The sequence below is a fragment of the Nesterenkonia cremea genome (genome assembly GCF_014642675.1).
GTDB lineage: Bacteria > Actinomycetota > Actinomycetes > Actinomycetales > Micrococcaceae > Nesterenkonia > Nesterenkonia cremea.
In genome coordinates, this window is record NZ_BMIS01000005.1 from 74,166 (window position 1) to 91,230 (window position 17,065).

General features: G+C 68.8%; 18 protein-coding genes and 1 riboswitch. Of the genes, 11 read left to right on the forward strand and 7 right to left on the reverse strand.

The annotated features are described in order from the left end of the window. The first annotated feature begins 38 nt into the window (after positions 1-38). Genes IEW85_RS06995 through IEW85_RS07010 form a run of 4 tightly spaced genes read left to right on the forward strand, consistent with a single transcriptional unit; the run spans position 39 to position 4,561 of the window. Positions 39-794 (forward strand): ABC transporter ATP-binding protein, encoded by a 756-nt coding sequence (locus IEW85_RS06995; RefSeq protein ID WP_188684089.1) that lies wholly within the window; start codon positions 39-41, stop codon positions 792-794. Then, positions 779-2,359: a transporter gene (locus tag IEW85_RS07000; protein ID WP_188684090.1), complete on the forward strand. Its 1,581-nt coding sequence runs from the start codon at positions 779-781 to the stop codon at positions 2,357-2,359. The genes IEW85_RS06995 and IEW85_RS07000 overlap by 16 nt, the downstream gene beginning before the upstream one ends. Positions 2,360-2,393: 34 nt before the next feature. Then, positions 2,394-2,735: a DUF3039 domain-containing protein gene (locus IEW85_RS07005; RefSeq protein ID WP_188684301.1), complete on the forward strand. Its 342-nt coding sequence runs from the start codon at positions 2,394-2,396 to the stop codon at positions 2,733-2,735. An 11-nt stretch (positions 2,736-2,746) separates the two neighbouring features. Continuing rightward, positions 2,747-4,561, forward strand: a complete 1,815-nt coding sequence (locus IEW85_RS07010) for a DEAD/DEAH box helicase (protein WP_188684091.1) — start codon at positions 2,747-2,749, stop codon at positions 4,559-4,561. Between the two features lie 77 nt (positions 4,562-4,638). Here IEW85_RS07010 and IEW85_RS07015 read toward each other — a convergent pair whose 3' ends face one another. The 4 genes from IEW85_RS07015 to IEW85_RS07030 form a co-directional block, all read right to left on the reverse strand. Next, positions 4,639-5,097 carry a GNAT family N-acetyltransferase gene (locus IEW85_RS07015; protein ID WP_188684092.1) on the reverse strand — a complete coding sequence of 153 codons (459 nt, stop codon included), beginning with the start codon at positions 5,095-5,097 and terminating at the stop codon, positions 4,639-4,641. A gap of 363 nt (positions 5,098-5,460) precedes the next feature. Further along, positions 5,461-5,835 carry a VOC family protein gene (locus tag IEW85_RS07020; protein WP_188684093.1) on the reverse strand — a complete coding sequence of 125 codons (375 nt, stop codon included), beginning with the start codon at positions 5,833-5,835 and terminating at the stop codon, positions 5,461-5,463. An 8-nt stretch (positions 5,836-5,843) separates the two neighbouring features. Then, positions 5,844-6,488: an isochorismatase family protein gene (locus tag IEW85_RS07025; protein WP_188684094.1), complete on the reverse strand. Its 645-nt coding sequence runs from the start codon at positions 6,486-6,488 to the stop codon at positions 5,844-5,846. Positions 6,489-6,628: 140 nt separating this feature from the next. After that, complete coding sequence (locus IEW85_RS07030) at positions 6,629-7,954, reverse strand: nicotinate phosphoribosyltransferase (protein WP_188684096.1); 1,326 nt, start codon at positions 7,952-7,954, stop codon at positions 6,629-6,631. Between the two features lie 24 nt (positions 7,955-7,978). Between IEW85_RS07030 and clpS the strand changes: the two genes are divergently transcribed. From clpS to IEW85_RS07065, 7 genes are read left to right on the forward strand one after another with little or no spacing between them, the layout of a single operon-like run. Then, entirely contained in the window at positions 7,979-8,278 is a 300-nt protein-coding gene (clpS, locus tag IEW85_RS07035) for an ATP-dependent Clp protease adapter ClpS (RefSeq protein ID WP_188684098.1), read from the forward strand. Then, entirely contained in the window at positions 8,278-8,949 is a 672-nt protein-coding gene (locus IEW85_RS07040; protein ID WP_188684100.1) for a DUF2017 family protein, read from the forward strand. The genes clpS and IEW85_RS07040 overlap by 1 nt, the downstream gene beginning before the upstream one ends. After that, complete coding sequence (gene murI, locus IEW85_RS07045; RefSeq protein WP_188684101.1) at positions 8,946-9,836, forward strand: glutamate racemase; 891 nt, start codon at positions 8,946-8,948, stop codon at positions 9,834-9,836. Before IEW85_RS07040 ends, murI begins: the two co-directional genes overlap by 4 nt. Next, entirely contained in the window at positions 9,833-10,621 is a 789-nt protein-coding gene (locus IEW85_RS07050; protein ID WP_188684103.1) for an MBL fold metallo-hydrolase, read from the forward strand. The genes murI and IEW85_RS07050 overlap by 4 nt, the downstream gene beginning before the upstream one ends. After that, the gene (gene rph, locus IEW85_RS07055) at positions 10,608-11,384 is read left to right on the forward strand and encodes a ribonuclease PH (protein ID WP_188684105.1); all 777 of its coding nucleotides are present in this window, start codon (positions 10,608-10,610) and stop codon (positions 11,382-11,384) included. Before IEW85_RS07050 ends, rph begins: the two co-directional genes overlap by 14 nt. Further along, positions 11,381-12,025, forward strand: a complete 645-nt coding sequence (gene rdgB / locus IEW85_RS07060; protein ID WP_188684107.1) for an RdgB/HAM1 family non-canonical purine NTP pyrophosphatase — start codon at positions 11,381-11,383, stop codon at positions 12,023-12,025. Before rph ends, rdgB begins: the two co-directional genes overlap by 4 nt. Beyond that, positions 12,026-13,141, forward strand: a complete 1,116-nt coding sequence (locus tag IEW85_RS07065; protein WP_188684108.1) for a 3'-5' exonuclease — start codon at positions 12,026-12,028, stop codon at positions 13,139-13,141. It begins immediately after the preceding gene. 15 nt (positions 13,142-13,156) lie between these two features. Here IEW85_RS07065 and IEW85_RS07070 read toward each other — a convergent pair whose 3' ends face one another. From IEW85_RS07070 to IEW85_RS07080, 3 genes are all read right to left on the reverse strand, one after another. Next, complete coding sequence (locus tag IEW85_RS07070) at positions 13,157-13,906, reverse strand: ADP-ribosylglycohydrolase family protein (RefSeq protein ID WP_188684110.1); 750 nt, start codon at positions 13,904-13,906, stop codon at positions 13,157-13,159. Positions 13,907-13,943: 37 nt separating this feature from the next. Beyond that, positions 13,944-16,298 (reverse strand): ATP-binding cassette domain-containing protein, encoded by a 2,355-nt coding sequence (locus IEW85_RS07075; protein WP_188684111.1) that lies wholly within the window; start codon positions 16,296-16,298, stop codon positions 13,944-13,946. Between the two features lie 11 nt (positions 16,299-16,309). Continuing rightward, positions 16,310-16,942, reverse strand: a complete 633-nt coding sequence (locus IEW85_RS07080; protein ID WP_188684113.1) for an ECF transporter S component — start codon at positions 16,940-16,942, stop codon at positions 16,310-16,312. Further along, a riboswitch (TPP riboswitch) is annotated at positions 16,933-17,053 on the reverse strand. It overlaps the preceding gene by 10 nt. Positions 17,054-17,065: the final 12 nt, after the last annotated feature.

Sequence of the window (17,065 nt, forward strand, 5' to 3'; positions counted from 1 at the left end):
GTTTCCAGGGGTGATCGCCTTCCAGCTACTGTGAAGGCATGGACACCCCCGCACTGAGGCTCGAAGGACTGACCAAGCGCTACGGCGGCCAGCTCGCCGTGGCGGACCTGCACCTGGAGGTCCCGCGCGGGTCCTTCTACGGCTTCGTGGGTCCCAACGGCGCGGGCAAGACCACCTCGCTCTCCATGGCCACCGGTCTGCTGCGGCCCGACGGCGGCCGGGCAGTGGTCGGCGGCCTCGACGTCTGGCAGGACCCCATCGCCGCCAAGCAGATCATGGGCGTGCTGGCCGACGGGGTCCTGCTCTTCGACAAGCTCACCGGCGAGCAGCTGGTCACCTATGCCGGGCTGCTGCGCGGCATGGACCGTTCCACTGTGGCTGAGCGCACCGAGGATCTGCTGCGCGTGCTCGGGCTGGAGGAGGCCGCGGGCAAGCCGGTCTCCGACTACTCGGCCGGTATGACCAAGAAGATCGCCCTGGCCTCTGCAATGGTCCATGCCCCGGAGCTGCTGGTCCTGGATGAGCCCTTCGAGGCGGTGGACCCTGTCTCCGCCCGAACCATCCGCGGTCTGCTGGACAGCTTCGTGGCCTCCGGCGGCACCGTCATCGTCTCCAGCCATGTGATGGACCTGGTCCAGCGCATGTGCAGCCATGTGGGCATCATCGCCGAGGGTCAGCTGCTGGCGGCCGGCACGGTGGACGAGGTGCGCGGGGGCCAGGACCTGGAGTCCCGGTTCGTGGAGCTGGTCGGCGTCGAGGGCGGGGGAGAGGAGCTCTCATGGCTGCGACTCTGATCCGCCTGAAGCTGCGGCTCATGGCCAATGACTTCGGCCGCTCGCTGTGGACCATCTTCGGCACCGCGCTGGTGCTCATCTATGGGCTGGGCATGGCCACGATCTTCTTGGTCATCCAGATCCGGATGGGCGATGGGAACGAGTCCTTCCAGAACGTGCTGAGCATGTCGGTGCTTCTGGGGGCGGCGGCCTTCCTCTTCTGGATCCTCATCCCGGTCTTCGTGGCCGGTGGGGATGCGCTGATGGACCCGCGCCGATTCGTCACCTTCGCGGTGCCGCGGCGCTCCCTGATCCTCGGGCTGATCCTCTCGGCCATGATCTCGGTGGGCTCGGTGATCACCGTGGTCTGGCTGATCGGACAGGTGATGCTGTGGCGCTGGGATCTCGGTGCTCTGGCGGTGGCGCTGCTGAGTCTGCCGCTGCTGCTGATCACCTACTCCATGGTGGCCCAGGCGATCACCACCGCGATGAGTGCCTGGTTCGGCGGACGCCGTTCCCGCGATGTGCTGGCCCTGCTGGGCATGGCGGCGGCAGTGGGCGCCGCCCCGATCGTCATCACCGTGATGAATGCCTTCGAGACGTTCGGCGAGGCGCTGCCGGTGATCGTGGAGGTGCTGAGCTTCACCCCGCTGGCGGCTGGGCCCGCGCTGCCGGCGGCCGTGGCCGAAGGCGATCTGCTGGGTGCGGCCGCACGGTTGGGCGTCGTGCTGGGCACGGTGCTGCTGGCTCTGCTGGTGATCCGGGCGGCGCTGGTGTCCATCACCGAACGTCCAGCCGCGGCCTCGCGCAGCAGGACGGCCCGGCGCGGAGCCATCGGCTTCTTCTCGCTGGTGCCGGCCAAGCCCTGGGGCGCGGTGGCCGCGCGCTGTCTGACCTATTGGCTCAAGGATCCCCGCTACGGCGGCTCGCTGATCATCGTGCCGGTCCTGGCCGTGGTGGCTGTGTTCATGTCTGCCCAGGTGGGCACGGTGTGGATGCTCCTGGCGTTGGGGCCGTTCGTGGCCTGGGTGCTGGGCTTCGGGATCGCCGCAGACATCTCCTATGACAGCACCGCCTTCGCCCAGCACGTCACCGCCGGCGTGCGTGGGACAGACGACCGGCTCGGCCGGGCCGCGGCGCTGCTGGTCTTCGCCCTGCCGCTGACGCTGCTGGCCGCAGGCATCCCGGCGGCGCTGGAGGGCGGCGCAGGCACTGTGGTGGTCTCAGTGGGGCTCAGCCTGGGGATGCTGCTGGTCGGGGTCGGGGTCTCTTCTGTGACCTCGGCGCGGCTGCTCTACCCGGTGCCGCAGCCCGGAGACAGCCCCTTCGCCACGCCGCAGGGGTCGGCCGGGCGATCTCTGGTGATGCAGAGCGCCTCCTGGCTGATCATGATCGGGCTGATGATCCCGGAGCTGGTGCTGTGGATCGTGTGGCTCATCACCTCGGAGACCTGGGCGGCCGCGACGCTCCTGCTGATCGCGCTCGGGAAAGGCCTGCTGGTGCTGGGGTGGGGCATCCGAATGGGGGCCCGCGTCTATGACCGGCGCCTGCCCGAGATCTATCAGCAGGTCCGCTCCTACGCGTAGAATGGAGAACATGATGGCCGAACAGAATCCGTTCATGCGCACCGCTGACCCAGCTGCTGACCCAGCCTCGGCTCCTGCCGGCGGAGGGGCGGCCACCATCGAGCGGGAGACCGTCCAGCAGCCGGCCGAGCCGGGTGACCACGAGCGCTTTGCGCATTACGTGAAGAAGGACAGGATCATGGAGTCCGCCCTGGAGGGCGGTGCCGTGGTCGCACTCTGCGGCAAGGTCTGGACGCCCTCGCGGGACCCTAAGAAGTTCCCCGTCTGCCCCGAGTGCAAAGAGATCTATGAAGAGATGCAGGGCGGAGGAGACGGAGACGACGACTCCGGCAAGGGCGGCAAGCGCGGCGGCTTCTTCGGCTTCGGCCGCAGCTGATCCAGCCACCTGTGACAGAGACGAACTCCTCTGCCGCTGAGGCAGAGACGCTCTTCGACGTCGGCACCGACGTCGGATCATCGCTCCCACCGGTCTACCCGCACCGTGCTGCCCACGGCACGGCGGGCTCACTGCGCCAGTGGCAGCAGGAGGCCCTGGATCTCTACATCCAGCGTCGGCCCAAGGACTTCCTGACCGTCGCGACTCCGGGTGCGGGTAAGACCACCTTCGCGCTGCGTGTGGCCAAGATGCTCGTGGAGTCCGGGGAGATCAACCGGATCTATGTCGTCGCGCCCACCGACCACCTGAAGCGTCAGTGGGCCGATGCGGCCGGGCGCGTGGGTCTGAACATCGATCCGAACTTCAAGAACTCCGACGGTCGGCACGGCCAGCAGTTCATCGGTGTGGCGGTGACCTACGCCCAGGTGGCGAATAAGCCTGCCCTGCACCGGAACAAGACCGAGGCCGGACGGACCTTCGTCATCTTCGATGAGATCCACCATGCCGGCGATTCGCTCTCCTGGGGCGACGGCGTCCGTGAGGCCTTCGAGCCTGCGGTGCGCCGCCTGGCCCTGACCGGTACTCCGTTCCGTTCGGATACGGCGCCGATCCCGTTCGTGGACTATGTGGAGGACGCCGACGGCGTGCGGCGCTCCAAAGCGGACTACGCCTATGGCTATGGCCCGGCGCTGACCGACCGCGTGGTCCGTCCGGTGGTCTTCATGGCCTACTCCGGGAACATGCGCTGGAGGACCTCCGCAGGTGAGGAGATGGAAGCCCAGCTCGGCGAGGCGGCCACCAAGGACATCACCAACCATGCCTGGCGCACGGCGCTGAACCCGGAGGGGGAGTGGATCCCCTCAGTGCTGGCGGCGGCGCATAAGCGTCTGCTGAAGGTCCGGGACAGGATCTCCGACGCCGGCGGCCTGGTCATCGCCACCGATCATGAGCATGCCCGCGCCTATGCGGAGCAGCTGGACCGGCTGACCGGCCAGAAGACCACTGTGGTGCTCTCCGATGACAAGGGCGCCTCGGACCGGATCGAGGAGTTCTCCGACGACGGCTCCAAGATGTGGATGGTCGCTGTCCGCATGGTGTCTGAGGGGGTGGATGTCCCGCGGCTGTGTGTGGGCGTCTATGCGACCTCGACCTCCACGCCGCTGTTCTTCGCCCAGGCGATCGGCCGTTTCGTGCGTCTGCGGAAGAAGGCTGAGGTGGCCTCGGTCTTCCTGCCCTCGGTGCCGGTGCTCATGGGCCTTGCCAATGAGATGGAGGAGGAGCGCGACCACGCTCTGGATGTGCCCAAGTCGGCCGTGGAGGAAGAGGCTGAGGAGGGCCTGGAGGATGACCTCCTGGAGGAGGCGAATAAGGAGGAGCGCGCCTCCGAGTCGCTGACCCAGGGAGAGTTCTCAGCGCTGCACTCCAACGCATCCTTCGACAAGGTGCTCTTCGACGGAGACGAGTTCGGCCTCGGCGGAGCCGTAGGCTCGGATGAGGAGATGGACTTCCTCGGGATCCCCGGGCTGCTGGAGCCTGAACAGGTCTCCACGCTGCTGCGCCAGCATCAGGCGGAGCAGCTCAAGCGCCGCCCCCAGGCCGCTGAGCAGAAGGCCGCCGACGTGGTGGACCACCGACGGCTCAAGGACCTGCGGTCCCAGCTGAACAAGTCGGTCTCGGCGTATTCGGCCAAGACCGGCATGCACCAGGGAACCATCCACAATAAGCTGCGCGAGGCCTGCGGCGGCCCGGCAGTTCCCCAGGCGGACCAGCCTCAGCTGGAGGAGCGGCTCAAGAAGCTGCAGGGCTGGTTCGTCGGACAGCGCTGAGGCGCAGTCCCTGTGAGCTCCTCAGGCAGTGCCGCGGCTCGGCCAGTTCGAAGACATCGTGGCGCCAGGCCCAGCTGTCAGAGGTCGAAGCGGTGCTGGATGGTCCCGTTGCCCTGCTGGTACGGCCTAAAGCCGAGAGCCGAGTAGTAAGCCAGAGCGGGCGCGTTGTCCACGGCGATGCTCGCGTCGATATGCCTGAGCCCGGCAGTCTCTGCCGCTTCCAGAGACGTGGTGAAGAGACGGCGACCTAATCCGCTTCGACCAGCCTCAGGGTGGATGTGCGTGCCTATGATGCCCCACCCCTCAGCGACGTCGTAGGGGTTACCGGGCCAAGCCCGCTTGAGCGACTGGAACCCGACAACCCGGCCTTCCCGCTCGGCGACGGTGCACGCAACCCGGTAGTCCATGTCGAGGTAACGCTGGTGGATCAGCGCGACGTCGACAGGGCTGGGCCGGAGGCCTGCCCGATGGATCGCGTTCTGGACCTCTGTCATGTCCTCAGCGTCTGCAGCCCGTGCGGGTCGGATTTCGGTCATGTGTCTATCCTGCTGCATTGTTGGGGCCTGGGCAGAACGCGATGTGTCGGAACTGCTGCTGTGTGAGCCGGTTTGGGCCTTGAACTGCTCTATGGTGTGACTGCCGTTCCACCCATCCCTACGCCAGCTCCTGCGGATTGCGGCCGGTCACGAGAGCTCGTCAGTAGATTGGGCTCGCGTAACTGACTGGTGTACTTTCCATTCCTCGACGAGTCGCGCACAAGCACACCGACGGAACGTGTAGCCACTCTTGCAGGCCCGCCGTCGCGGTCGTGAGAGGATCCGCAGGCGTAGGTTGTTGAGTCGATTTCGGCACCTTCTGCCGCCGACGGTTCACCCGTGGAGCATCACGGGATCAGCTGATCAGGTACCGAGCTGCTCCACGGGCCAGCACAGGCAGAACGGGTGCCCGGACGGCGAGGCGTAGACGTTGAAGTTCTCCCCGCGTGAGGCCGGCTGCAGAAGCTCGGCGCCATGGGCGAGCACCTCATCGTGGGCGGCGTCGATATCGCTGACCCACAGATCCAGATGCGTATCCGCCGGTTTGCCGGGCCACTGCGGCTCCACCCGGTGCAGCTGCGCCAGCTGCACGCCGACCGGGACGGTCCCATCAGGAGCGCGGACCACTCGCCACTCATGGTCGCCTTCGCTGACTCCGCCGAAGAGCGCCGCCCAGAAGGCGGACTCCAGCTCCACATCGGCGGCGTCGAAGGTGATGGTCCGGCGGGTGATCTCCATATCAGCTCCTAGAACTCGTCGAGCGAGATGACCTCGACGTCGGCGGCGGCGAACTCTCCGTAGGTCTCCTTCACGGCGTCCACGTCCACACCGGCGGTCAGCTCGCGGATGACGCGGACGCTGTAGTCGTTCTCCACCGCATCCAGCACAGTGGCGCGCACGCAGTGGTCGGTGGCCAGGCCCACGATGGTCACCGAGTCGATCTCCTGGTCCTGCAGCCAGGCGTGGAGGTCCTCGGCGTGCTCCTCGACGGCGTCGGGGGCCTCCACCTTGATGCCTTTCTCACCGGCGAGGGTTCCCACCTTCTCCGGATCGCCCCACAGGCCTTCGAAGCCGGAGTAGCCCGAGGAGTAGAGGCCTTTCAGGAAGCGGGCGTCGACATGCTCGGTGTCCAGGTTCTCGTGCAGCTCGGCACCGGTGGTCCCGGCCACGCAGTGCACCGGCCAGCTCACCCGGAAGTCCGGGTCCTCGGAGAAGTGGGTCCCCGGGTCGATGTGCCAGTCCTGGGTGGTGACCACGGCGTCGAAGTCCGCGGAGTTCTCCTCCAGAAATTCGCTGATGTCTGCTGCGACCTGGGCGCCGCCGGCCACAGCGAGCGAGCCCCCTTCGCAGAAGTCGTTCTGGACGTCGACGATGATCAGTGCCTCACTCATGGCTCCAGTCTACGGATCTCCTCCGAGCTTCCACAGTGTGTGCAGAGTTCCACTGCAGATAGGACCGGGGAAGAAGGAAACCGTGGTGGAACTCCGGTTCTCGACGCCGGCTGCTCACCTCGATGCCGCGCGCCGAGGTCTCAGGCGAAGATCGTGGGGATGACCGCCTCGCCCTCCTGCAGGCGCTGCGCGGCGGCCGGCAGCTCGGCCACGGACTCCCGGTGCCGCAGGGCGGCCCGGTGCACGCCCTCGGCCCCGGTGTGCCCGGGCTGGACCTGACCGTCGAGCACCAGGGGCACCATGAGCTCCCGGGTGCGCTGCCCTGAGGAGGTGGGCAGTTCGCCCAGGCCCACCAGCTCGGCGTCGGCGCGTCCCTGGGCGTCGTAGCGGCGGGCGGCCTGCTTGGCCCCGCCCACCGACTCCTTGCCGGAGGAGCTCTTGCGCACTCGGACGGGCTCGCCGGCGTCGTCGCTGCGCTCCACGAGCTTATAGACCATGGAGGCGGTGGGGGCCCCGGAACCGGTGACCAGCTTGGTGCCCACGCCGTATGAGTCCACCGGCGCGGACTGCAGCCGGGCGATGGCGTGCTCATCCAGGTCCGAGGAGACGATGATCTTGGTGGAGGTGTTGCCCAAGGAATCCAGCTGGCGGCGCACCTCATGGGCCTGTTCCACCAGGTCCCCGGAGTCCAGGCGCACCGCACCCAGCTCAGGTCCTGCGATGTCCACGGCCTTCTGCACGGCGGCCTCCACGTCATAGGTGTCCACCAGCAGTGTGGTCCCCGGCCCGAAGACCTCCACCTGTGCGCGGAAGGCGTCCTCTTCGGAGTCGTGCAGCAGGGTGAAGGCATGGGCGGCGGTGCCCAGCCTGCCCAGGTCCCAGCGCCGTCCGGCCTCCAGGTTGGAGGTGGCGGAGAACCCGGCCACTGCGGCGGCACGGGCCCCGGCCACGGCACTCATCTCCTGGGTGCGCCGGGAGCCCATCTCCACGCAGGGGCGCTCGCCGGCGGCCACGGTCATCCGCGAGGCGGCGGAGGCGATGGCGGTGTCGTGGTTGAACACCGAGAGGATGAAGGTCTCCAGCAGGCAGGCCTCGGCGAAGCTGGCCTCCACACGCAGCACCGGGGAGTGCGGCAGGTAGACCTCACCCTCCGGGTAGCCCCACATGCTGCCGGAGAAGCGGTAGTCGCGCAGGAACTCCAGGGTCTGCTCGCCGACGATCTGGCGGGAGGCCAGCCAGTCCAGCTCAGCCCCGCCGAAGCGGAACTGCTCCAGGCCTTCGAGCATGCGCCCGGTGCCTCCGACCACGCCGTAGCGCCGGCCCTGGGGCAGGCTGCGGGCGAAGACTTCGAAGACGCAGCGCCGGTGGGCGGCGCCGGAGGCCAGACCGGCCTCGACCATGGTCAGCTCGTACTGATCGGTCAGCAGTGCCGTGGAGCCCACGGCGGCAGAGGATTCGTGTGTCACAGGCTCCAGCGTAGAATATCGGCCATGAGTTCCGTTCAGGGATCCACACTCACCAGCGAAGAGACTGACCTCAGCACCACGTCTCTGCCGCAGCGCCCGTACCAGGTGGTGGTCTGGAACGACCCGGTGAATCTGATGTCCTATGTCAGCTGGGTCTTCCGCTCCTACTTCGGCCATTCCGAGGCCCGCGCCCATGAACTCATGCTGCAGGTGCACCATGAGGGCCGCGCCGTGGTCGCCGGCGGGGCGCGTGAGAAGGCGGAGAAGGATGTCACCGCCATGCACCAGTACGGACTGCAGGCAACGCTCGAGGAGTCCGAGTAGTGGCGGTCGGATTCCGCGCCACCTCCACGGGATATCGCGCCGAGCTGGACGCCCATGAGCGGCGTCTGCTGAGCATGCTCTGCGGCGATGTCATTCAGCTGTTCGAGGGCCGCGCAGAAGATGTCATGACCGACTCCGAGCAGGATGCCGCTGAGGCTGACCAGGCCGAGACCACAGGTCCAGAGGACGACGCCGCAGCTGAGGACCCCCTGTTCGCCCACTTCCGCGCCGAGCTGGCCGGCCTGGGTGAGGACGAATCCCTGGAGGCTCCGGAGGATCCGGTGCTGGCCCGCCTGCTGCCCGATGCCTCCGAGGACACCGGGGAGGCCGGCCAGTTCCGCCGCCTCTCCGAGGCCTCTCTGCGGGAGGCCAAGATCGCCGACCTGCGGGCGGCGCGCATGTGGCTGGAGAGCTCACCGATCCGGGTCCGTGAGGAGCAGGCCCCCATCCTGGGCCGCGCCCTGAACGATCTGCGCCTGACCCTCTCGGTCCGCCTGGGCATCGAGGAGGAGTCCGACGCCGAGGCCGTCCACCAGAAGGCCATGAGCTCCAAGGCCAAGGACACCGAGAGCTTCATGGCCGAGATCTACACCTTCATCACCTGGCTGCAGGAGACGCTGTTCAGCGCCATGCTCGCCCATCTTCCCGATGACGACGGCGGTGACACGTGAGGGATCGCAAAGCCCCCATCGGTATCTTCGACTCCGGGGTCGGCGGTCTGACCGTGGCCCGCGCGGTGCTGGATCAGCTGCCGGATGAGTCGGTCACCTACCTGGGAGACACCGCCCACGGCCCCTATGGCCCGCTGCCCATCGCCAAGGTCCGCGCCCACGCCCTGGGCATCATGGACGAGCTGGTGGAGAACGGGGTCAAGGCCCTGGTCATCGCCTGCAACTCGGCCTCGGCGGCTGTGCTGCGCGATGCCCGGGAGCGCTATACCGACCGCTGCGGCATCCCCGTCATCGAGGTGATCCAGCCGGCGGTGCGCCGCGCGGTGGCCGCCACCCGCAACGGGAAGATCGGGGTCATCGGCACTCAGGCCACAGTGGGCTCCCGCGCCTATGAGGACACCTTCGCCGCAGCGCCCCAGCTGGAGGTCCACTCGGCGGCCTGCCCGCGGTTCGTGGAGTTCGTGGAGCGCGGCATCACCGCCGGTGATGAGCTGCTGGCCGCCGCGGAGGATTATGTGGCCCCGCTGAAGGCCGCCGGCGTCGACACTCTGGTGCTGGGCTGCACGCACTACCCGCTGCTGACCGGTGTGCTCTCCTATGTGATGGGAGAGACTGTCACCCTGGTCTCCTCGGCCGAGGAGACGGCAAAGGACCTGTACCGGGCGCTGACCCGGGAGGGGCTGCTGCGTGAGGAGTCCGCCGCTCAGACCGGGGCCGCCGGAGCCTCCCACTCGTTCCTCTCCACCGGAGACGCCGAGGCCTTCGAGCAGCTGGCCCGCCGCTTCCTGGGGCCTGAGGTGCTCAGCGTGAAGCAGGTCGACCACGTCACCGAGACCTACCCCACCGGTGTGATCGAACGCATCACGGAGGATAGGCTGGCAGGATGAAGCTGACCATCATCGGATGCAGCGGCTCCTTCCCGGGACCCGAGTCTCCGGCCTCCTGCTATCTGCTCAGCGCCGAGCACGAGGGCAGGACCTGGAGGATCGTCCTGGACCTGGGCAACGGCGCACTCGGCAATCTCCAGCAGCACACACAGCTCGAGGACCTCGACGCGATCTGCCTGAGCCATCTGCATCCGGACCACTACATGGATCTCTGCGGCATGCATGTGGCGGTGCGCTGGCGTCCCGGAGGCTGGCCCGGCAAGCACCTGCCGGTCTACGGGCCCACCGATACCGACCAACGGATCGCCAATGCCTACGGCCTGGATCCCGATCCGGGCATGCACCCCGACTTCGACTTCCGCGTCTGGCAGCCGCGCCGTCCCGTGGTGATCGGGCCGTTCACCATCACCCCGGTGCCGGTGCGTCACCCCATCGACGAGGCCTATGCACTGCGTGTGGAGGGCCCCGGCGAGGACGGGACCACCACAGTGCTCACCTACTCCGGTGACACCGACGCCTGTGAGGACCTGGTGGAGGCTGCCCGTGACGCCGATGTGTTCCTCTGTGAGGCCGCCTTCGAGGACGGCCGGGACGATCATCTCGAAGGCATCCACCTCAACGGCGCCCGGGCCGGGCAGATGGCCTCCCAGGCCGGCGCTCGACGTGTGCTGCTGACCCATATCCCTGTCTGGACCTCACAGAAGGTGGTCCTGGAGAAGACCAAGGAAAACTACGACGGCGACCTCGCCGTCGCCGTCGCAGGAGTCACCTATGACATCATCTGAGAACACCCCACAGACCTACCGCCGCGCCGACGGCCGGGCCGTGGACCAGCTGCGCGAGGTGCGCATCACCCGCAGCTGGTCGGCCCACGCCGAGGGTTCGGCGCTGATCGAGTTCGGCCGCACCAAAGTGCTGTGCACCGCCAGCTTCGAGGAGAATGTGCCGCGCTGGCTCAAGGGCCAGGGAACCGGCTGGGTGACTGCCGAGTACGCCATGCTGCCGCGGGCGACCAACACCCGATCCGCCCGCGAGTCGGTCAAGGGCAAGATCGGCGGACGCACCCATGAGATCTCGCGGCTGATCGGCCGGGCGCTGCGTGCCGTGGTGGACACCAAGGCGCTGGGCGAGAACATGATCACCCTGGACTGTGACGTCCTGCAGGCCGACGGCGGCACACGCACCGCGGCGATCACCGGTGCCTACGTCGCCCTGGTCGACGCCATCGAATGGGCCCGCGGCGAGGGTCACGTGGCCAAGAGCGCCAAGGTCCTGACCGACTCGGTCTCGGCGATCTCCGTGGGCATCCTGCCCGACGGCACTGCAGTGCTGGACCTGCCCTACACCGAGGACTCCACGGCAGAGACCGATATGAACGTGGTGGCCACCGGATCCGGGGACTTCGTCGAGGTCCAGGGCACCGCCGAAGGCGTCCCGTTCCGACGGGCCGAGCTCGATCAGCTGCTGGACCTGGCCCTGGCGGGCACCGGACGGCTGGCCGAGGCACAGGCTGAGGCCCTGGGCCAGCAGAGGATCTCCGCAGCATGAGCGCATCGGGTGCCCGCATCGTCCTGGCCACCCGTAACCAGGGCAAGGTCCGTGAGTTCCGGGCGCTGCTGGCGCAGAGTCCGCAGCTGGCCGACGTCGACCTGGAGACTGCCGTGACCGACGCCCAGACGGCCGGCTGTTCGGAGATCCCCGAGACCGGGGTGACCTTCGAGGAGAACGCGCTGATCAAGGCCCGGGAAGTCGCAGCCCAGACCGGGCTGCCGGCTGTGGCCGACGATTCGGGCCTGGCCGTGGACGTCCTCCACGGAGCCCCGGGGATCTTCTCCGCCCGCTGGGCTGGGAAGAACGCCTCCGACGCCGCCAACCTCCAGCTGCTGCTGGAGCAACTCGGCGACATCTCCGAGGACCACCGCGCGGCGGCCTTCGTCTGTGCCGCCTCCCTGGTGGTCCCCAGCGCCGAAGGGGCTCCGCCTCATGAGGTCACCACCTTCGGACGGCTCGAGGGCACTGTGCTGACCGCACCCCGCGGCGAGGAGGGCTTCGGCTATGACCCCATCCTGCAGCCGCTGGGGGAGACCCGCAGCTGCGCTGAGCTGAGCATGGAGGAGAAGAACGCGATCTCCCACCGCGGGAAGGCCTTCGCCCAGCTGCGCGATCATGTGGTGCAGGTGCTGTCCTAGGTGTCCGCTCAACCTGTCCCAGGTCTGAACTTCACCGCCGTCGACTTCGAGACGGCCAACGGCTTCCGCGGCTCGCCCTGTTCGGTGGGGCTGGTCAAGGTCCGCGACGGACTCGAGGTGGACACCTTCTACGCGGTCATGCGGCCGCCGGGAGGCTTCGACCGCTTCGACCCCAAGAACGTGTCCATCCACGGGATCACCGCAGAGTCTGCACAGGGCGCTCCGCGCTTCGGCGAGCTCTTCGCCGAGATGCTGGAGTTCATCGGCACAGATGTGCTGGTGGCTCATAACGCGAGCTTCGACATCGAGGTCTTCGAGGCCGCCCTGGAGGTCAGCGGACTGGACTCCCCGGGGATGCGCTGCCTGTGCTCGGTCCAGCTCTCCAGGGCGGTCTATGACCTGCCCTCCCATGCGCTGCCCAAGGCGGCTGAGGAGGCCGGCTACCCGCTGAAGGAGCACCACTACGCCCTGGAGGATGCGCGCGCCTCGGCCGCCATCGTCTGCGACATCGCCCGGCGCCGCTCAGCGCGCTCGGTGGAGCAGCTGGCCGCCGACTGCGGAATCCCGGCCGAGGAGCTGGAGCCCTGGACCGCGCCCCGGGAGCAGGAGTCTCGGGCCACGGCCCAGGTGCGTCAGATGGCCTATCTCTTCGACAGCCGCACGCCGAACGTCGCCGCCGAGGACCTGCCGGATCTGATGCGCTGGCAGGACGAGGGCAAGAACCTGCCTCCGGCCCTCGACGCCGACCCCTCCCACCCGTTCTGCGGGCAGAGCTTCGTCTTCACCGGCAACCTCGCAGTCTCCCGCTCAGAGGCCAAACGGCTGGTGGCCCTGCACGGGGGAGCGATGTCCTCGAAGGTCAACGGCGCCACCACAGTGCTGGTCATCGGCGACGGCTTCGCCCTCACCGATCTGGAGGCTCCCGCCGGACGGATCGACCCGGCCGCCGGGCGGGCGCTGGGCAGCAATAAGGCCCGGGAGGCGCTGCGCCGCATCGAGGCCGGACAGCCGATCCGGCTGATGTCTGAGCCTGAGTTCCGCACCGCACTGGCCGAGTCCTGGCCCGTGGGGGCAGTGGCCGAGGACGGCAGCATGATCCCCGCTGACCGGCCCTGATTTCTGCTGATCGGCTCAGGCCGGCCGAGTGACCCGCGCCCACTCCTGACCCAGAGCGGTCACCGCCTCAACGGCAGGGCCCCGCGGATGAGGCTCACCGCTGACGCAGGCCTGCAGCTGAACGCGCAGCACCTGGGCGATCTCCTCCGGAGCCTCCACCCGGGTGAGGATCTCCTTCAGCTCTGAGGACGGCTCCTCCAGCTCACCGGAGGCGCTGCGGTGCACCAGCATCACCAGCTGCTCGGCGGCCTCGATCAGCGCTGGGGCTCCCTGGGTCAGCGAGACGGCCTGGGAGACCCAGCTGCGCCGCATCTGCTGGTCGATATAGGGCACCAGGCCCAGCGGCACCACGCGCAGCAGCGCTGCGGCATCGGCGCTTTCCGGCTGGGCCGGGGCGCTGGGGTAGGCCATCTCTCCCTCGGCCAGACCGGCCAGGCTCACCGCGCCGGTGCCTTCGCCCACGCGCAGCTGACGGCTCCTGATGGCCTTGAGCAGGGCGGCGTCGGCGTCGCGGGCCGGGGGCTCTGGCGCGCCGGAGGGGAACTGACCAGCGATCAGCCGGTACCAGCGCAGCGAGGCCAGCCACATGCAGGCCAGGGGATCGGCGCCCACGCCTTGGCGGGTCCAGTCCAGCAGCTCCAGCAGGCCGTCGCTCAGGCAGTACTGGTGCAGGACCTCCGCATGGACGGGGGCCTGGGGCTCCTCCCGCGGCAGCGCGGCCAACAGGACGGGCGAGAAGCGGTCGATGAGTCGGGCGTCAGTCACCTCTTCAGCCTATAAGCTCCCGCCCCGGGACGCCGCCTCACCAGACCAGCGACCAGGTGCCGGCGGCCATGGCCGCAGCTGTCGCCGCAGCCGCCAGAGCCGCACCGCCCAGGACCACCAGCAGATCTGCTGCGGTGAACTGTGCCGGCCGGGCCCAGCTGCGTGGACCGCCGTCGAAGCCGCGGGACTCCATCGTCACCGCCAGCCGTGTGGCGGTGCGGATGGCCTGGACCAGCAGACCGAAGATCTGCGAGAGCGTGCTGGCCAGCCGGGAGCCGAAGCCCCGTCCCTTGCCCAGGCCCCGGGCCCGCCGCGCATGGCCCAGCGTGGTCCACTGCTGGGCCAGCATCCCCATCAGCCGCATGGCCGCCAGGGCGCCGAGCACGAACCGCGCCGGCAGCTTCAGCTGCTGGGCCAGGGAATCGGCCAGATCGGTGGGATCGGTGGTGGACAGGATGATCACACTGGGCAGCACCATGGCGAAGCCGCGCAGGCCCAGAGCCAGGCCCAGCATCACCGAGCCGGTGCTCACCGTGGTGAAGCCGAAGTCCACCAGCACCCGCCCCGACTCCTCACCGGCGATGGCGGTGCCCCAGACCGCCAGCAGTGCCCCGACGGCGAAGGGCCAGATCCGGCGCATCAGGGCCAGCGGCCGGATCCCCGCCAGAGGCAGCAGGGCGAAGCAGCCCATGACCACCACGGCCGCGGAGACCAGGTCGATGGAGGCCACCAGCGCCAGAGTGATCAGCACCAGGGCGATCAGTTTGCCCAGCGGGCCGCGCCGGCCCAGCCAGGAGGTGGAGCGCACGGCGCCGAAGCCCGGCAGCTCAGGGGAGGAAGCCGTCTCTGGCGCTTCGGCAGAGGGTTGCTCCTGCGAGGAGGCAGTGGGGCTGCAGCTCGTCACCTCCAGGCGCCTGGCCTGCAGCGCGGTCAGCAGGTCCTGGTCATGGGTCACTGCGATGACGGCCCCGCCGGTGTCGAGGTGATCGCGCAGCAGCGTCACCAGATCGGCGAAGGCGGCGGCATCCTGGCCGGTGGTCGGCTCATCCAGCAGCAGGATCTGCGCCCCGGAGGCCAGGGCGGTGCCCACCGAGAGCCGCCGCTTCTCGCCGCCGGAGAGGGTGAAGGGATTGGCCTGGGCCACATGACTCAGCCGCAGCCGCTCCAGCAGGTCCTGCCGGTGATCCAGCTCCTCGGCCACTGTGGCGCGGAGGAACTGATGCTCGGGCTCCTGGAAGACCACCCCCGAATGCCCGATGAGCTCCCGGGGGGTCATGGTCTCCGGGTCCGGGTCCAGCCGGCCGCCATGACGGGGGATGAGCCCGGCCAGAGTCAGCAGCAGCGTGGATTTCCCGACGCCGTTGGGCCCGGTGACGGCCACCGCCTCACCGCCTCGGACGCTCAGACTCACCCTGCTGAGCACCGGGGCAGGAGGCTGATGGCTTCGCCAGGTGGTGGTGGGCGGATGCCGGTGCACAGCCAGCTCCTCGGCCCGCAGCAGGGTCTCACCGGCGGGAGAGGGTGGGGACCAGTCGGGCAGCGCTGCGAGGAAATGATCAGGACTGTGCTGACCTGGGCTGTTCTCGTCGGCGCTGTACTGGCCTGAGCTGTCATGCCCTGCCCAGCTGCCGCTCTGTCCGGCGTCGAGGCGGACGATCCGGTCCATCGCGGCAGCCCAGCGGTGGGTGCGGTGCTCCACCACCAGCAGAGTGGCCCCGGTGGCCTCGGCCGCGGAGAGGACGGCGTCGCGGACCTGGAGGGCGCCGTCGGGGTCCAGGTTGGCGGTGGGCTCATCCAGCAGGAGCAGCCCCGGGCGCATCGCCAGGATCCCTGTCAGCGCCAGGCGCTGCTTCTGCCCGCCGGAGAGCTGAGCGGTGGGATGCTCCAGCGGCAGGCGCTCCAGGCCTACGGCCTGCAGCGCCTCGCGGACCCGGTCTGGAATCTCCTTGCGGGGCACCGCCAGGTTCTCCGGGGCGAAGGCCACGTCATCGCCCACCCGGGAGAGGACCACGGCCGCCTCGGGATCCTGCTGCATCAGCCCGGCCCGGCCGCGCCTCTGGGAGGGCTCGGCCCCGTCGATCAGCAGCCGTCCCGAGATGCTCGCACCCTCAGCGGGGAGCACGCCGGCCAAGCCGTGCAGCAGCGTGGACTTCCCCGATCCGGAGGCACCGGTGATCAGCACCCTCTCCCCGGGACGGATGTCCAGGCTGAGGTCCTCCACGGCGGGGGAGCTGCGATCGGGATGCTGCCAGGTCCAGGACTCGGCGCGCACTGCGGCACCGAGCGGGGCCTCCGCGCTCGCAGTCTCCGTGCACGCCGTCTCCGGCGAGCTCCATCCAGCCGGTGAGGCTGTCTGCTCCGCCTCCTGTCGGAGATCTTCCGTCTCCCTCACAGCCCGGCCCCTCACAGGACGGGTTCGCGGTGGGCGCCGCGGGAGGACAGCGGGCTGAGCACACCGGTTCGGGCCAGGCTGCGGGTGCCCATCCAGGGGAGCAGACCCGCGATCACCGCCCCGGAGAGGGCGAAGCAGCTGATGTGGATGATCGTCTCCAGCGGCGCGTAGGCATAGGAGTGGAGCACGAAGTGATAGTTGATGCCGCCCAGCAGTCCCGCCGCGGCGCCGCCCAGCAGGGCAGGGGGCAGGCTGAACCGGCGGTAGAGCAGCGCCAGGAAGATCAGCTCCGCACCCAGGCCCTGGAAGAATCCGGCCACCAGCACGGTCAGACCGGCCTGGGCGCCCAGCAGCGCGGAGATCGCGGCGGCCACGAGCTCGCAGTAGAGGGCGGCTCCGGGCTTGCGGATGACCAGGGCGCCGAGCACTGCGGGGAAGAGCCACATGCCGTGGACCAGGGTCTCCACCGGCGGGTAGACGGCGAAGAGGTTGCCCACCAGGTGATAGCTGAGGTTCCAGCCCCAGAAGATCACACCGGAGGCCACGGCCAGGGTGGAGGCGACGAGGATGTCGGCCACGCTCCAGCGCATGGTGCGGCGGGTGCGGGCAGGTGATGGATGCGCTGAGGGCGCAGAGATAGGCATATGCGACTTCCTTCGCAGGTTCTAACCTGGGCAGGTTCTAGGGTCTGGGCCATGAGCCCACTCTCAGCGCCTGGCCGCATGCCTGCGGCGGACGCTCCCCTGTCGGACAAGAGAATGTTCAGT

Coding starts and splice junctions, on each gene's coding strand:
- IEW85_RS06995 (WP_188684089.1), top strand. CDS start 39: ATGGACACCCCCGCACTGAGGCTCGAAGGACTGACCAAGCGCTACGGC.
- IEW85_RS07000 (WP_188684090.1), top strand. CDS start 779: ATGGCTGCGACTCTGATCCGCCTGAAGCTGCGGCTCATGGCCAATGAC.
- IEW85_RS07005 (WP_188684301.1), top strand. CDS start 2,394: ATGCGCACCGCTGACCCAGCTGCTGACCCAGCCTCGGCTCCTGCCGGC.
- IEW85_RS07015 (WP_188684092.1), bottom strand. CDS start 5,097: ATGACCGAAATCCGACCCGCACGGGCTGCAGACGCTGAGGACATGACA.
- IEW85_RS07020 (WP_188684093.1), bottom strand. CDS start 5,835: ATGGAGATCACCCGCCGGACCATCACCTTCGACGCCGCCGATGTGGAG.
- IEW85_RS07025 (WP_188684094.1), bottom strand. CDS start 6,488: ATGAGTGAGGCACTGATCATCGTCGACGTCCAGAACGACTTCTGCGAA.
- clpS (WP_188684098.1), top strand. CDS start 7,979: ATGAGTTCCGTTCAGGGATCCACACTCACCAGCGAAGAGACTGACCTC.
- IEW85_RS07050 (WP_188684103.1), top strand. CDS start 9,833: ATGAAGCTGACCATCATCGGATGCAGCGGCTCCTTCCCGGGACCCGAG.
- rph (WP_188684105.1), top strand. CDS start 10,608: ATGACATCATCTGAGAACACCCCACAGACCTACCGCCGCGCCGACGGC.
- rdgB (WP_188684107.1), top strand. CDS start 11,381: ATGAGCGCATCGGGTGCCCGCATCGTCCTGGCCACCCGTAACCAGGGC.
- IEW85_RS07080 (WP_188684113.1), bottom strand. CDS start 16,942: ATGCCTATCTCTGCGCCCTCAGCGCATCCATCACCTGCCCGCACCCGC.